Consider the following 15,553-nt stretch of genomic DNA (forward strand, 5'->3'; position numbering starts at 1 on the left):
ATCGCCTGCGTCCAGCCGGCTTCTGAGGCAATCGCGATCCGTCGAGCGCAGTCATATGGCGGTGCCGCAGGACGTGTCGTGCCGCGTTTCGACTGCTCGCGGCGAGCGAACCGGACCTGATGGCGCGGCAACCCATCAGGACGGGGTACTAGCTCGCAGCGGGCAGCACTTGCGCGAGGGAGCCGTTGGATGCGCGGCATCGAGTGATGCACGACACTTCGTCGATCGGAGCGGATAAAGATCATTGCGCGTGCGCGCTCGCGGTTCGTCGAGGGCCGGTGTCGGGTGCTTGGCACGTTCTATGCTGGACGCCGGTAGTGGTCCGGGAAGGAGGCGCGAGTGCGGAATGACGCGTCGACGGTGGGGATTGCGCTGGGCGATGGTCTGATCGCACGTTTCGGTGCGGTTGTCGTGTATCTCGCGGGCGAAACCCCTTCCACGGACCGGATACTCGGTGCGATCGAGGCCGTGGCCGATACGCGCCATCCCGGGGCGGCGATCGCGCAGCGGCTGGCCGCGGTGGTTTTCGGCGGCAATTCCGAACCGCCACCGTTCGGCGTCATCGCACCGACGGCCGACGGCACCGTCATTCTGCTGCGCGGACAGGTCAGCGCGGAGATCCAAGGCGCGGAGGGAACCCGGCGACTCTCCGGAGCCCGCGCGTTCACCTGGGTAGACGAAATCGTGCGAGAGCCGGTGCGCCGGATCTCGGTTGGCGCCGATACCGCCTTCCCGATCCACGAAATCCCACGCACCGACCTGCGCGCCGGCATCGTCCCCGGCAGCGGCTTCGTCCTGCGCATAGCGACCCGCCGCACCGGAAAATCCCCAGCCACCCGAGCCCGCACCACCGCCACCCCCACCGCCGAGCCGCCACCCACCGCTCCGGCCGGATTGGAAGCCCTGCGCGAGCCGACCGCGAAATCCGAACCCACCCAGACCGGCCGACGCGTCGGCACGCCCCGACCCGCCACGTCGGCTCAGCCTCGTGCCTCCGCGCAAGCCGCCGAGACCGTGCGCTCATCCGAATCAACGCAACATTCCGCTGCACCGTCCGCCGCCCATGGACAGCCGGGAGGCTCGCCGCGATCGGCTCAGCCCCATGCCTCATCACGAGCCGCCGAGATCGTGCGCTCATCCGAATCAACGCAACGCTCCGCTGCACCGTCCGCCGCGCAGGGAGAGCGACCAGATTCGGCATCGGCTGGTAATTACGCCCGACCCACCACAACTGACCAGCCCACTGGCGCGGCGCAAGCCACAGGATCCGCCGGAGCCACCAGCTTGGAGCGCGCCACTGGATCCGCCCGCCCAACGGGATACCTACGGAAGCCCCCCGCGCGGTCAACCGAAGCCGATCCGTCCGCTGGGTCGGCGCGCTCTTCCCGGTCTCCGCAACGATCCGCCGCCGAGCCCGCCGAATACGACGAGCCGACCGAAAAGGCAGGCCCCACCGGATCGATACACCCTGGCCGGTCCCCGCAATCCGGCGCCGAGTCCACCGCACACGACAAGCCAACCGAAAAAGCAAGCCCCACCGGATCGACGGACTCGGGCCGGTCCTCGCAACGATCGGCGGCGCATGCCGTGGGATTCGGCGAGGCGAGCGATAAGGCCGGGCGCGCCGGGGCGACGGCCGATGCCGAGCCGAACGAAGCATCATCGGAGGCGCGGCCGAGTGGTTCGGCATCGTCCGGTGAATCCGGGCAGGTAGGCGCGCCGGAGGAGATCGGCACCCAGGCCATGTCCGCCCAGGAACGCGATGAGGCCGCTGGAACACGGTCGGGTGTGGCAGCGCGGCCGGAACCGATTGCACTGCACAAGATTCCGGCGCTGCAAGGGGTACGACCGCGGCCATTGCGACCGGTAGGCAGCGCGAAAAACCCGGAAAACTCGCGGGCGGGGCAGCCAGTCGGCGCACTGGTTCTCGCGGATGGCTCCGCGTTTCCGCTGGACCGACCGTACGTTGTAGGCCGCAGCCCGATGATCGACGAGACGGTACGTGCCGCCACTGCCACGCCCCTTGCGGTCCCGCGCGACCGCCACGTCTCGCGGGTGCACGCCTATGTCTCGGTCGACCGCGGCAAGGTCTACGTCCGCGACGCCGCAACCCCCGCAGGCACTTTCATCGCCGCCCCCGGCGCCGACGAATGGACCCGCATCGGCACCACCCCCACTGAGTTACATCCCGGTTGGAGCCTCCGCGTAGGCCAACGCATCCTCACCTACCGCACCGAGGCCCACCCGAAACACCCGACCGAGGCCACCAGCAAACGCCGCCGCTCCTGAGCAGCTCGTACCAACGGCCGGACCAACACCAGACCTGCCCGATGGAGGAGGCACACTCGGGCACCCGCCACGGCAACGCGCACAGCTCCCGTGCCGTCCCGTTCAGCACATTCGCGGGGCCACTGCGTTAACGGTTGTCGCGTCGTGCGCGGCGAAGGAAGCGGTGGCGCTTGCCGATTCGTCGTGCGCCTAGTGCGGCGGCGACCCCGGCTCCGGCGGCGAGTACCGCAGCGACGGCGAGGGTGGTGCTGGTGGGCGGGGTGTCGCGGAGAATCCAGGCGCCACCTGCGACGGCGGCGGACAGGATGGCCGAACTCGCGGACAGGCCGATGATATTGGCGAGGCCGCCGTGGCCGCGGCGTAAGGTGCGGGTGTTGGACTCCAGGTAAGCCACGGCGAACAGGACGAGGACAACGATCACCGCCGCCGCCGCGGTGCGTGTCGGGTTCTGGGTAGTGCGGAATTCTATTCTCTGCGTGGCGATTTCGGTTCCACTGCGCAGGAGCGTGAGCTCACCGTCGAGGTTTCCGGCCAGCACATGTGAGTTCACCGGATCGGGCAGGTCGGCCACGCCACCGGGCTGCAGCGGCACCGGATCCCCACCCAGCCGCACGCCGAATACCTCCACCGTGAGCACGGCGGAGTCGACATCAATTCCGTTGACCTGCAATGGAATCGGCTCCGACAAATCGACTTCGATCGGATTCGGCCCCGTCGCATCGATACCGGCAACGGTGACCGTGCCATGCACCAGATCCCCTCCGGCGGCCGGCGCACCCACCCCGAGCACCGCAACCGCACAAGCACCCGCCGCAAGCAACGCACCCACCAAGAACAACGGCCACGGCGAGGCAAAGCTGACGACATCGCGGATCGGCACCAGATCCCGCCGATCGACATCAGCCAACCGAACACCGTTGTCCTGCAACCCATGCACGGGGCGCACCCGGACCATCGGCGGCCGCAAGGGCGCCGCCCCGGACGGTCCAGGCAACGGCCTTCCGGACGACGGCGGCACCGGTCGGGCCGACACCGGCGCCGCCCCGCCCCGCCCCAACCCGGTCGGTTCCGCCGCAGGCCACCCAGACACGGGCGGTCCCGACGCGGGCGGCTCAGGCGCCGACGACCCCGAACCGGGCCGCGCCCCGAATGCCGCATCTCTCGGTGTTGGCCCCCCAGACGCGGGCGACTCCGACGCGGACGACCCGGATACAGGCCGCGGCCCTGGCGTCGCACCTCCCGAAGCCTGCGCCCCCGGCGCGGTCCGTGCACCTGGTGTCGCAGCGCCGAACTGCTCGGAACCACTCGTGATACCTCCGTGCACTGGTGACACCGGCGATATCGGTCCACCCGGAACCGAATCCGTACCGTCCGGGCCCGGCGAGATTTCGGTCGGGGCCGACGAAGCGGGTGGCACCTCAGCGGGAATCACCCCATGGCCGGTGCCGATCGGAGGCAGGGTGGGGTCGGCGGTTACCGGCGTGCGGGGTCCGAAACCCACGGCAGGCGCGCCTGTCCGCTGCGTGACAGCCGCCTGCCCAAGCCCGCCTTGCGCTCTCGGCGTCTGAACACCGGATCGCCCGGCGGCGCGGCTGCTCCCGGTCGCGGCGGCGATGATGGTGTCGGCACCGATGACCGGAATACCCACGGGCGTAAGCCAATCGCCACCCCAGCACAAGGCTGCGAATTCGGCGAGAGCGATCCCGAAGAGTTCGGCGGTGTCGAAACGATCGGCGGGATCGGTTGCGAGGCCGCGCATCACCACATCGGCGATCGGCTCCGGCACGCCGGGTGCGACCTCGATGAGCGGTATCGGGTGACCGAAGGCGTGTGCGAAAAGCGTTGCCAGATGATCTTCGTTCGGCGGAAACGGCAGCACCCCGGACAGCAGCTGATACAGCATCGTCGCCAGCGCGTAGACATCGGTGGCAGCCGAAAGCGGCTGTCCGCGTGCTTGTTCCGGTGCGATATAGGACGGAGTTCCGACGATCTCACCGGTTCTGGTCACCAATGTCTGATCTCCACCGACGATCTTGGCGATCCCGAAATCGGTCAGCTTTATCGCACCGCCGGTACCGAACATCAGATTCGACGGTTTGACGTCCCGGTGCAGAATCTTGTGGCGATGCGCCGCTTCCAACCCCGCGGCACACGCCAGCCCGACCGCGACCGCGGTAGCCGCGTCGAATCCCTCGGTCGCGAACCGGCTGCCAACGGTCCCGCCGGGCAAATACTCCATAACCAACAGGCACAGCTCATCGGCCTCGATGTAGTCGAAAACCCGCACCACATGCGGATGATCGATGGACGCAAGCAGGCGCGCCTCGGCAACGAACCGGCGCCGCACCTGCTCGTCGTGCGCGAACTGTGGTGGAATCTGCTTAATGGCAACCGGTCGCCCCAACCGACGATGCGTACCAGCGAGCACCACACCGCATCCGCCCCTGCCGACCTGCGCGCCGATGTCATATGCGGGCAGCACGGCCCGCAATCGGCCGGTATCAGATGTCAAGATGTCGCCTCATCCGGCATGCGCACGGTTTCCACATCGGCGGTTTCGTCCTCCTCGGTCGGCGCGAGATCCTCGACTTCCGGTGTCGGCGAACAGTATCCGAGCAAGAAGCCGACCGAAGCCGCCACACCGGCAACCGCGAGCCACAATCCGGTATCCGGAACCCACCACCGCAACACCGATGCGGTGAATCCGAATATCAATCCGATGCCGATACCCGGCGCAAGTAACCGCAACCCGCGCTGCCACCGGTTGGTGGACAGCCGGTGCCGGGCAATCGCCAGCGCCGCATCGGCAATGGCGAGCGCGGTCAGCACCGCCAATGCGATCCCGAACAGTCCGTATACCGAATACAACGAGCCGCGCACATCGGTGTCCAGCGGTATCGAGGCGATCGGTGCGCCGTCGTCGCCGATCACCGCCAAATCCGCGACGATCAGTCCGGTCGCCTGTCCCTCGAGTCCGGTCAGATCGAGCCGATACTTCAGCGCCTCGGATCTTCCCGGTGCGATGGTCAATTCGACGGCGGTCGAGTACGAGAAGAACGTCAGTCCGAGCACATGCCCGGCCAGATCGACCCGCCGAATACGCAACGCCCCATCGCTGTTGTTGGTCAACGCGACGGCCACCCGGATGGTGCCGTTCGGTTGCAGCCGTAGCGGTTCGGTGGCGGAGGTTTCGGCGATATCGCGATCGTCGATGGTCGCCGACATGTCGACACCCTGCGGCTTGGCCGCGGCCGGCGCCGCGAACAATCCGGCGAGCACGAGGGCGAACACACTGGGCAGCAGGATAATTCGCGTGGCCGCCGAGACACGGGCTCGCATCATGGTTCCCTCCGCGCGGGTAGGTGCGAGACGAGCCGATGCCCGTAGAACCAGGCACCGATCAACAAGAAGAACAGAATCACCGTCAATGTCGAAGTGGCGGAGCTGACCCGGCTGACCAGCACCACATCCAGCGGCGCGGTGAGCGTGCGACCGCAGCGCGCCGTCACCTCGTATCGCCCGACTTCGATCGATGTCAGCCCCAGCGGTGCCCGGAACCCGCCATCCGCTCCGGTGACGGCATTACCCACCGGCGTCTCCCCGACCAGCAAGCTGACCTGCGACTGCGGATCGCACCCCGATCCGGCCGCGGTGACATCGCCACCGAGCCCGATGGCCGTGGGTGTGAGCTCCAGCGCCGCGGGTTGCGGCGCAACCGGCGGCGCCGGCGACACAGTCGCCGGCATAGGCGCAGGCCCAACGGTCGGCACAACCACCTCCGGCTGCTTATTCGACGGAGATCTCGGCGGCCGCGGGTTCTCCGGTGTCTGCTGCTGCGGCGGCACCGTAGTGGACGAATCCGCAGGCGGGTCCGGCGTGATCGGCTGCTGCGGGCTCGGCGTGATCGGCTGCTGTGGCGTCGGCGGGAAGGTGACGGTGATCGGCGGCAGCACAATATCGGGCAGCCGTGGTTGTCCGGGATCGGAAGTCGGTCCGGCGCACCCATCCGACGACCGTCCGGCGCACGGATCGGTCGGCACCCGGCTGGTCGTCGTCTGCGTCCCGGTTCCGTCGCGGGTTCCGGTCCCGTCGCGGGTTCCGCCACCGTCCGAATTGTCATCCGGCACCGCCGTGCTGGACTGTGCCGCGGACCCATCCCGCGTCCCCGCCCCGTGCTGCCCGGGCGTAGGTGACGGCGAAACCACCGGCGAAGTCGGCTCCCCCGATGCCGGAACACCGAAGGCCGATACCCCGCCGAACCCGACCGGCGCCACCACGACCAACAGTGCGGCAGAACAGAGGATCCCCCACCGAACACCGAATTTCGCGCGCCGAGACGCCGCGTGCCGACGCTCCCCGCCGGCACGCGTCGGAATTGCCGCCAGCGTCCCCATCGCCCATGCCTCAGATCAGCGATTTGATCAGTAGCAATGGTAAAGCCCGCACCCGCCGGCGCGGAGCCTTCTCGCCGAGCCCGAACCCGGCGAAAACCGCTGGCTACCAGGTAGCGTCACCGATGTAGCCGACACCGAACCAGCCACCGATGCATACGATCCGAACCAGGTGGTACCCGTCGGGCAGGAGCCGACAGCCGCAACTTGAGCACCCGGGATCAGGACAAAGGGGGGGTCCGCGACAAACTTCGCCGGGAGAGGACAATATCGGGCATGCACCGCAATGGGCCGACACAGGACATCGACGAGTCCGAATTGACCGTCACCCAGCCGAAGAAGCAGGCGGCGGGTGTGACGGCTGTGGCTGTTGCGCTCAAACGCGGGGTCGAGGAGATGGGGGTGCTGCGCACCGCACGCACGTTGGCCCGCCTCAACCAGGTGCACGGCTTCGACTGTCCCGGCTGTGCCTGGCCGGAGCCGACCGGGCATCGCCGCCCGGCCGAGTTCTGTGAGAACGGCGCCAAGGCCGTCGCCGAGGAGGCGACCCTGCGCACCGTCACCCCCGAATTCTTCGCTCAGCATTCGATCGAGGAACTGGCGAGCAAATCCGGTTACTGGCTCGGCCAGCAGGGCCGCCTCACCCATCCGATGGTGCTACGCCCCGGCGCGACCCATTACACGCCCATCGAGTGGGACGACGCCTACCAACTCATCGTCGAGCACCTGCGCGCGCTGAGCTCCCCCGATGAGGCCCTGTTCTACACCTCCGGCCGCACCGCCAACGAGACCGCATTCCTCTACCAATTGCTGGTCCGCAGCTTCGGCACGAACAATCTGCCGGACTGTTCGAATATGTGTCACGAATCCTCCGGCGCCGCGCTGACCAGTTCCATCGGCATCGGCAAGGGTTCGGTCTCGATCGACGACTTCGGCAAGGCCGATCTGATCATCGTCGCGGGCCAGAATCCGGGCACCAATCATCCGCGCATGCTCAGCGCGCTGGCGGATGCGAAGGCCAACGGCGCCAAGGTCATCGCGGTCAACCCGCTGCCGGAGACCGGACTGCTCGGCTTCCGCGACCCACAGACGGTCAAGGGCTTCACCAGCGGCGTCGCCATTGCCGACGACTTCCTGCAGATCCGGCTCGGCGGCGATATGGCGCTGTTCCAGGGCCTGGGCAAACTGCTGTTCGAGGCCGAGGACCACGCACCGGGCACGGTGGTCGATCGTGAGTTCGTCGATGCGCATTGCGCGGGCTTCGCCGAATACGAAAAGAATGTGCGCGCAGTCGATCTCGGCACCGTGCGGGCGGCAACCGGACTGACCGACCACGATTTGCACCGCACCGCAGCACTTTTGGCCGAATCGAAGAACATCATCATCTGCTGGGCGATGGGCCTGACACAGCAGAAGCACGGCGTCGCGACCATCGAGGAGGCGACCAATCTACTGTTGCTGCGCGGCATGATCGGCAAGCCCGGCGCGGGCGTCTGTCCGGTGCGCGGCCACTCCAACGTGCAGGGCGACCGCACCATGGGCATCTGGGAGAAGATGCCCGACACCTTCCTCGACGCACTCGATCGCGAATTCGGCATCACCAGCCCGCGCAAACACGGCTACGACACCGTCGATGCCATCCGGGCCATGCGCGTGGGTGCGGCGCAGGTGTTCTTAGGCATGGGCGGCAATTTCGTATCCGCCACGCCGGATACCGGGGTGACCGAGGCGGCGCTGCGCAGTTGCGCGCTGACGGTGCACGTCTCCACCAAACTCAACCGCAGCCACGTCGTGCACGGCGCGACCGCACTCATCCTGCCCACCCTCGGCCGCACCGATCTCGACCTGCAGAACGGCACGAAACAGCAAGTTTCGGTCGAGGATTCGATGTCGATGGTGCATCTGTCCACCGGTCGGCTGAAGCCGGTCAGCGAGCAATTGCGCAGCGAGGTCGCCATCGTCTGCGAACTCGCGCAGACACTGTTCGGCGCCGATCACCCGGTGCCATGGGCGCAGTATCAGCAGGACTACGACAAGATCCGCGATGCGATCGCCCGTGTCGTACCCGGCTGCGATGACTACAACAAGCGGGTGCGCGACCGCAACGGCTTCGTGCTGCCGCATCCGCCGCGCGACTCCCGCGAATTCCGCACCGCCACCGGCAAAGCCAATTTCGCGGTCAACGAATTGACGTGGGTACCAGTACCCGAGGGTCGGTTGATCCTGCAGACCCTGCGCAGCCACGACCAGTACAACACCACCATCTACGGCTTGGACGACCGCTATCGCGGTGTGCACGGCGGCCGCAAGGTGGTCCTGATGAATATCGACGACATCACCGAATTCGGGTTCGTGGATGGTGATCTGGTGGATCTGGTCTCCGAATGGACCGACGGCACCGAGCGCAAGGTGACCGGGTTCCGCATCGTCGAATACTCGACCCCGCGCGGTAATGCCGCCGCCTACTATCCCGAGACCAATCCGCTGGTTCCGCTGGATCACGTTGCGGCACGGTCGAATACACCGGTGTCCAAGGCAGTGACCATCCGGGTGGAGCCGCACGTCCATGTGGGGCAGCCATCGTGAGTAGAGTGACCGCGCGCCGCAAGACGCGCCGCATCTCGCCCAACGGCGTGATCGAACGCCCGGATTCCGTTGCGGTAGAGGAACCGTTGGAGTTGCGCCTCGACGGCCAGTCGCTCACCGTCACCATGCGCACCCCGGGCAGCGATATCGAATTGGTGCACGGATTCCTTCTGGGCGAAGGCATTATTCAAACCGCCGAGGATGTGGTGAGCGCCCGCTACTGCGCGGGCACCGACGAGAACGGGCAGAACACCTACAACGTCCTCGATGTCCACCTGCGCACCCCGATCCCGGTGCACGGCCGCAACTTCCTCACCACCGGCGCATGCGGCCTCTGCGGCAAAACCGCACTCGAGGAGGTCCGCACCCGGACCAAATTCCCGCTGCCGACCACCTCGATCACCGTCGACACCGAAACCCTCGCCGCCATGCCGGACCAATTGCGCACCCGCCAAACAGTTTTCGACGCCACCGGCGGTCTACATGCGGCGGGACTGTTCACCACCGACGGCACCGCACTCGCCGTGCGCGAGGATATCGGCAGGCACAACGCCGTCGACAAGGTGCTCGGCTGGGCCGTGCTCGAAAACCGTATCCCCGCAAATGATCTCGTGCTCATCGTCAGCGGCCGGGCCTCCTTCGAACTGGTCCAGAAGGCCGTGATGGCGGGCATCCCGATGCTCGGCGCCGTCTCGGCCCCCAGCTCGCTGGCCATCGATCTGGCCGCCGAATCCGGCCTCACCCTGGTCGGCTTCCTGCGCGGGGACACCATGAACATCTACTCCCGCTCGGACCGGCTGACCATCACCGACGAGGTCGCCGCCTATTGATCGTGACCCGAGGTCCGACTTACGGTTGCAGCACCAGATCCCTGGTTCGGCGATGAACGGAGAGACCGATGCGGATCACGGTAGATGGCAAATCCGGCGGACTACGCGTGCGGATGCGGTTCGAACAGCAGCGCAATCGCTGGCTCGCGGTTCGAATCATGTTGGGGGTATTGGCATTTCAGGGTGCAGTCGTCGGGCTGTGGGCGGTCTTGGCACCGCATTCCTGGTACACCAGCTTTCCAGGCTTCGGCATGCAGTGGATTTCCGCGGACGGCCCGTACAACCACCATCTGGCCTCCGATGTCGGCTCGTTCTTTCTGGCGCTGACCGCGGTGACACTGGCCGCGGCATTCCTCGGCGGCAGCGCACTCGCCCAGGTCGCGGGCCTCGGCTGGCTGGTCTTCGGCCTTCCGCACCTGATCTATCACGCCTTCCACAAACCCGCCGATATGGGCGGGGCCAGCTTCACCCTCAGTGTCATCGGTGCGGCGCTGATCGTCGCGCTCGGCCTGGCCCTGATCCTGGTCACCCCGCGAGGGCCACAACTGCGCGATCCCGCCCCGATCACCTTCCAACGCCCCCGCCGCCGCACGAACCGCTAGACCGCCGAAACAGTAACGCCCCACAGCGCATGCTGTGGGGCGTTTTCCGTGCGAAGTGGGCGCGTTCAGGACGCGTGCCAACCTCCGACCTCGGTCAAATGGTCGAGAGCCTGCACAACGGCCGGCGCACACAGGTGTCCGTCGTCCGGTCCGAGCCACGCCATCTCGGCGATCTCCGCCGCCGGAGCCGGCACGCCGTGACCGGGTGCGCGGAAGCAGTGCATCTCGACCAGCGTTCCGGGACGCCCGTGGGCGGGGGCAGTAATCGTCACCACGGGCGTGATCCGGTGCGCCTCCAATTCGACGCCGACTTCCTCGCGAACCTCCCGAACGAGCGCTCCCGCCAGGGTTTCTCCGGGTTCGGGCTTGCCGCCCGGCAGATAGAAGGCGTCGCGTCCCTCGGTCCGGACCGCGAGTAAGCGGCCGTTCTCGACGCACAGCCACGCCACCGACGTGAGCATTCGTTCTCCGATCATGGCCCGACTGACCCTTTCGAGCGACCTGCAAGCAATCGCTACGGACGACGTGTCAGTCCTTCAACGCTTCGAGCAACGCCGCACGCTGGCGGGCGCCGAGTCCACCGATGCGGCGGTCCTCGGGAATCTCCGCCTGGTCCATCAGCTTGGCCGCCTTGACCGGTCCGACACCGGGCAGCGCCTTGATCACGGCAGCAACCTTGGTCTTCTTGACCAGGTCATCGCTGTCGGCCTTCTTCAACAGGTCGGCGACCGAAACCTTGCCGGCCTTCACCTTGCCGATAAGTTCGGAGCGCGCCTTGCGGACCGCAGCCGCCTTGGCCAACGCCTCAGTGCGCTGTTCCGCGGTCATGGTAGGCAGTGCCATGTCTCCTCCGCTTTCACTCGTCACTCGAACATCTGGTTGACCGGACCGAGTAAACAGCACGACGAGCACCACACAAGCTCGACACACCGGGTTCGAACACCGAGAAATAGCGACAAGTTTTCTGAAACACCCCCGCCCCACCGGGCTGAAGACCCATGCGGACCAGGCGAAAAGGACAAAAGGAATCCACAAAGCTGCGGAGCCGGTAACACACGGAGGGTTTCTGGCGACACCAAAAGCAGACGCACAAGTGCGGGACAGAAGGTTCAACGGCGAACCAGGGAGTCAATGGTGATTCCGAGTCCGGGCGCGATCGGGCGTCACAGCGATGTGACAAGCGGTCGTCACCGTATCCAGAAGCACTAGCGCGCCAACAAGATAGCCGAGGGGGCGACGATCGGCCCGTTCGGTGCGCAATACAGTTCGACGAGTGCTGGCGCGGGGGGCCATCTGCGCCAGTACGTCCGCCCAGCCAACGGGATTCCATGTCACGCGATCACCGGACACTGCTACGCTCCGAATTAGAACACGTTTCAATTCGTGAGAGGTTTCCATGGCAGCCAAGATCCGCGATGTGATCGAGCAGTACGTGAAGTTGGTCGGTTCCGGCCCGACCGAGGCGATCGTCGACCTCTACGCACCCGATGCGGTGGTGGAGGATCCGATCGGCACCGAACCCAAGCGCGGGCACGACGCCATTCGCGAGTTCTACGAGGTGCTCGGAAACCTCGATCGGGAAACCGAGCTGCACGCGGATTCGGTTCGAATCGCAGGCAACCACGCCGCCTTCATGTTCACCCTCGTCACCAAATTCGGCGATCAGCGCTTCACCCTCTCGCCGATCGATGCGATGGACTTCGACGACGAGGGCAAGATCGTTGCCATGCGCGCCTACTGGAGCCAGGACGATATGCGCAACGAAGCGTCCTGAGTCCACACAGACCGCTGGTGCGGCAGCCGAATTCGGCTGCCGCACCAGTGTTTTCGATGATCAGGCGCTCGCGCGAGCCGACGCGAGCGGTTTCGGCCGCGCGACCGCGGCGAGGCTCGGGATGACATCGAAGACCGCGGCATGACCCGCGACCTCGAGTAGCCGATCCACGCAGCGCGGACCCGTGATCAACTGGAGTCGACGGCCGCTGTGGCCGAACCAGGATCGGGCCTCCATCAACACCCGCAGCCCAGCGACGCCGAAGAACGTCACCTGCGATAGGTCGATAACCACCACCGCGCCCGCCGTCGGCAGTGCCTCTAGCAGAGACTGCCGAAGGGCGTCGGCCGTCAGGTAGTCCATCTCGCCGCCGACGGCACACAAGGTGACCGAATCCACCGGCGGCGATACGACTACACACAGACGATCGGCGGACCGCTTCGGTCCGGATCCGTCCACGGCAGCGATCCGTTGATCTGAGGAAACTAGAACTGTCGACATGAGGACCTCGGTCCGTCGCATCCGCCGAACAGAAACCTTTGTCGGCGGGAACTTTTCGCCCCGATCATCCAAGGACCAGGACTGGGCTGGTTACTCAACCGTGACTTACGAGTACCCAAAGCGGCGGGCCGCTACACATCGAATGGGCCGGAAAAATCTCCGGCCCATTCGTGAACGTGTGCGTACTGCGGTGCTACGCCGACTTCTCCCGACGCTCGGCGCGCTGCGCCTTGCGCGGCACGATGGTCGGCAGCACATTGTCGTTGACGGTGTCGGCGTTCACGACCACCTTGGCGACGTCGTCGCGGCTGGGGATGTCGAACATCGCCAGCTGCAGGACCTCCTCCATGATGGCGCGCAGACCACGGGCGCCGGTGCCGCGCAGGATGGCCTGATCGGCGATCGCCTCCAGCGCGTCATCGGTGAACTCCAGGTCCACGCCGTCCATCTCGAACAGCCGCACGTACTGCTTCACCAGTGCGTTCTTCGGCTCGGAGAGGATCTTGACCAACGAGTCCTTATCCAGGTTCGTCACCGAGGCGACGACCGGGAGGCGGCCGATGAATTCCGGGATCAGACCGAATTTGATCAGATCCTCCGGCATCACCTCGGCGAAGTGGTCATCGGTATCGATCTCCGCCTTGGACCGCACCTCGGCGCCGAAGCCGATGCCACGGTGTCCGGTGCGATCGGAGATGATCTTCTCCAGCCCCGCGAACGCACCCGCAACGATGAAAAGCACGTTGGTGGTGTCGATCTGGATGAATTCCTGGTGCGGATGCTTGCGGCCGCCCTGCGGCGGCACACTCGCCTGCGTACCCTCCAGAATCTTCAGCAGCGCCTGCTGCACACCCTCACCGGAGACATCACGGGTGATCGACGGGTTCTCGCTCTTGCGGGCGATCTTGTCGACCTCATCGATGTAGATGATCCCGGTCTCGGCTCGCTTGACGTCGTAGTCCGCGGCCTGGATCAGCTTCAGCAGGATGTTCTCCACATCCTCACCGACATATCCGGCCTCGGTCAGCGCCGTCGCGTCGGCGATGGCGAACGGGACGTTGAGCATCTTGGCCAGCGTCTGCGCCAGGTAGGTCTTACCGCAGCCGGTGGGACCGAGCATCAGGATATTGGACTTGGCCAGTTCGACGGTCTCGCCGCGGCTGTCGCGACCCTTGTCGCCCGCCTGGATGCGCTTGTAGTGGTTGTAGACGGCCACCGCGAGGGTGCGCTTGGCGGTGTCCTGCCCGATCACGTAGTTCTCCAGGAAATCCCGGATCTCGGCAGGTTTGGGCAGCTCATCGAGTTTGACCTCGCTGGACTCGGCCAGCTCTTCCTCGATGATCTCGTTGCATAGATCGATGCACTCGTCGCAGATGTACACCCCTGGTCCCGCAATGAGCTTCTTGACCTGCTTCTGGCTCTTTCCGCAGAACGAGCACTTCAGCAGATCGCCGCCATCTCCGATGCGCGCCATCTCGTGGGTCCCTACTTCCTTGTCCGCGTGCAACCGTCTATCCAGGTTGCCAGCAATCCGCCACCCTCGGGTGTAATCACGAACACCTCGAGCGAATCCGACGGTACGAGCACTGCCGTCAACCGGGAGCAAAGGTCCCTAGGTCGACCGTACCCGGTGTGTGCGACGGAGGTCGACAACTCGAGCATGTTTCTCACGGGGGTCGTCCGAGTTCTTACCACTATGGAACACGTTCACCCCGATCGACGGCCATCCGATACTCCTGGCCGCCCGCCTCGGAAACCCTTCCGCCCGACACCCTTCCGGCCGGTCGGCTTCCCTGAAGCAGTCCGGCCGGGGCACATGCCGAGCGGCATGTGGCCCGGCCGGAATTTCCTGACATAGAGCAACTTACGAGCGATCGGCGCGCCGCATCCGGCGCGTCCGCCCTACTTCTGGGCGCTGAGCTTGCGGTAATCGAAGACCGTGTCGATGATCCCGTATTCCTTGGCGTCCTCGGCCGTCAGGATCTTGTCACGGTCGGTGTCCTTGCGGATGGTGTCCGCATCCTTACCGGTGTGACGTGCCAGCGTGGTCTCCATCAGGCGACGCATGCGCTCGATCTCGGCGGCCTGGATCTCCAGGTCCGAAACCTGCCCCTGGATGCCGCCCTCCAGCGACGGCTGGTGGATCAGCACGCGGGCGTTGGGCAGGCAGGCGCGCTTGCCGGGAGTACCGGCGGCGAGCAGCACGGCCGCGGCGGATGCGGCCTGACCCAGGCAGACGGTGGCCACATCGGCACGCACGTACTGCATCGTGTCGTAGATCGCCATCAGCGAGGTGAACGAACCACCGGGCGAGTTGATGTACATGGTGATGTCGCGATCGGGATCCAGCGACTCCAGCACCAGCAGCTGCGCCATGATGTCGTTGGCCGAGGCGTCGTCGACCTGCACGCCGAGGAAGATGATGCGCTCCTCGAACAGCTTGTTGTACGGGTTGGACTCCTTGACACCGAAGCTCGAGTGCTCGATGAACGAAGGCAGGATGTAGCGCGACTGCGGGCTCGCCGGGGCGGTGCCGCCGAGACCGGCGCGCGGGTCGAACAGATTGGCCATCTTCGTCTC

The 15,553-nt window shown here is 66.0% G+C and carries 13 protein-coding genes; 5 read left to right on the top strand and 8 right to left on the bottom strand.

Translation table 11 applies throughout. The features are described from left to right. The first annotated feature begins 339 nt into the window (after nucleotides 1-339). Entirely contained in the window at nucleotides 340-2,289 is a 1,950-nt protein-coding gene (locus ACZ60G_RS05230; protein WP_465807447.1) for an FHA domain-containing protein, read from the top strand. A 127-nt stretch (nucleotides 2,290-2,416) separates the two neighbouring features. Here ACZ60G_RS05230 and ACZ60G_RS05235 read toward each other — a convergent pair whose 3' ends face one another. From ACZ60G_RS05235 to ACZ60G_RS05245, 3 genes are read right to left on the bottom strand one after another with little or no spacing between them, the layout of a single operon-like run. After that, nucleotides 2,417-4,801, bottom strand: a complete 2,385-nt coding sequence (locus ACZ60G_RS05235; RefSeq protein ID WP_465807449.1) for a serine/threonine-protein kinase — start codon at nucleotides 4,799-4,801, stop codon at nucleotides 2,417-2,419. Beyond that, a complete protein-coding gene (locus ACZ60G_RS05240; protein ID WP_465807451.1) occupies nucleotides 4,798-5,631 on the bottom strand; it encodes a hypothetical protein in 834 nt (277 codons plus the stop codon). Before ACZ60G_RS05240 ends, ACZ60G_RS05235 begins: the two co-directional genes overlap by 4 nt. Beyond that, a complete protein-coding gene (locus tag ACZ60G_RS05245; RefSeq protein WP_465807452.1) occupies nucleotides 5,628-6,683 on the bottom strand; it encodes a hypothetical protein in 1,056 nt (351 codons plus the stop codon). Before ACZ60G_RS05245 ends, ACZ60G_RS05240 begins: the two co-directional genes overlap by 4 nt. A 273-nt stretch (nucleotides 6,684-6,956) precedes the next feature. On the opposite strand from ACZ60G_RS05245, the gene ACZ60G_RS05250 reads away from it, so the two are divergent. The 3 genes from ACZ60G_RS05250 to ACZ60G_RS05260 all read left to right on the top strand — a co-directional run bounded on the left by ACZ60G_RS05250 (nucleotide 6,957) and on the right by ACZ60G_RS05260 (nucleotide 10,698). Next, entirely contained in the window at nucleotides 6,957-9,266 is a 2,310-nt protein-coding gene (locus tag ACZ60G_RS05250; RefSeq protein ID WP_465807454.1) for an FdhF/YdeP family oxidoreductase, read from the top strand. After that, the gene (gene fdhD, locus ACZ60G_RS05255; protein ID WP_465807456.1) at nucleotides 9,263-10,096 is read left to right on the top strand and encodes a formate dehydrogenase accessory sulfurtransferase FdhD; all 834 of its coding nucleotides are present in this window, start codon (nucleotides 9,263-9,265) and stop codon (nucleotides 10,094-10,096) included. The genes ACZ60G_RS05250 and fdhD overlap by 4 nt, the downstream gene beginning before the upstream one ends. Nucleotides 10,097-10,164: 68 nt before the next feature. Then, nucleotides 10,165-10,698: a hypothetical protein gene (locus tag ACZ60G_RS05260; protein ID WP_465807458.1), complete on the top strand. Its 534-nt coding sequence runs from the start codon at nucleotides 10,165-10,167 to the stop codon at nucleotides 10,696-10,698. A 65-nt stretch (nucleotides 10,699-10,763) separates the two neighbouring features. On the opposite strand, the gene ACZ60G_RS05265 is transcribed toward ACZ60G_RS05260, so the two are convergent. Beyond that, nucleotides 10,764-11,159, bottom strand: a complete 396-nt coding sequence (locus ACZ60G_RS05265) for an NUDIX hydrolase (RefSeq protein ID WP_465807459.1) — start codon at nucleotides 11,157-11,159, stop codon at nucleotides 10,764-10,766. 67 nt (nucleotides 11,160-11,226) lie between these two features. Then, a complete protein-coding gene (gene mihF / locus ACZ60G_RS05270; protein WP_040687687.1) occupies nucleotides 11,227-11,541 on the bottom strand; it encodes an integration host factor, actinobacterial type in 315 nt (104 codons plus the stop codon). A gap of 553 nt (nucleotides 11,542-12,094) precedes the next feature. Here mihF and ACZ60G_RS05275 point away from each other — a divergent pair. Beyond that, nucleotides 12,095-12,472: a nuclear transport factor 2 family protein gene (locus ACZ60G_RS05275; RefSeq protein WP_397046209.1), complete on the top strand. Its 378-nt coding sequence runs from the start codon at nucleotides 12,095-12,097 to the stop codon at nucleotides 12,470-12,472. A 60-nt stretch (nucleotides 12,473-12,532) separates the two neighbouring features. Here the strand turns inward: ACZ60G_RS05275 and ACZ60G_RS05280 are convergent, their stop codons facing one another. From ACZ60G_RS05280 to ACZ60G_RS05290, 3 genes are all read right to left on the bottom strand, one after another. Next, the gene (locus ACZ60G_RS05280) at nucleotides 12,533-12,931 is read right to left on the bottom strand and encodes an STAS domain-containing protein (protein ID WP_465807461.1); all 399 of its coding nucleotides are present in this window, start codon (nucleotides 12,929-12,931) and stop codon (nucleotides 12,533-12,535) included. 235 nt (nucleotides 12,932-13,166) lie between these two features. After that, the gene (clpX, locus tag ACZ60G_RS05285) at nucleotides 13,167-14,447 is read right to left on the bottom strand and encodes an ATP-dependent Clp protease ATP-binding subunit ClpX (protein ID WP_063044679.1); all 1,281 of its coding nucleotides are present in this window, start codon (nucleotides 14,445-14,447) and stop codon (nucleotides 13,167-13,169) included. A 428-nt stretch (nucleotides 14,448-14,875) separates the two neighbouring features. Next, entirely contained in the window at nucleotides 14,876-15,544 is a 669-nt protein-coding gene (locus ACZ60G_RS05290) for an ATP-dependent Clp protease proteolytic subunit (RefSeq protein WP_063044696.1), read from the bottom strand. Between the last annotated feature and the right edge of the window lie 9 nt (nucleotides 15,545-15,553).

Source organism: Nocardia sp. NPDC102475, from assembly GCF_055584605.1.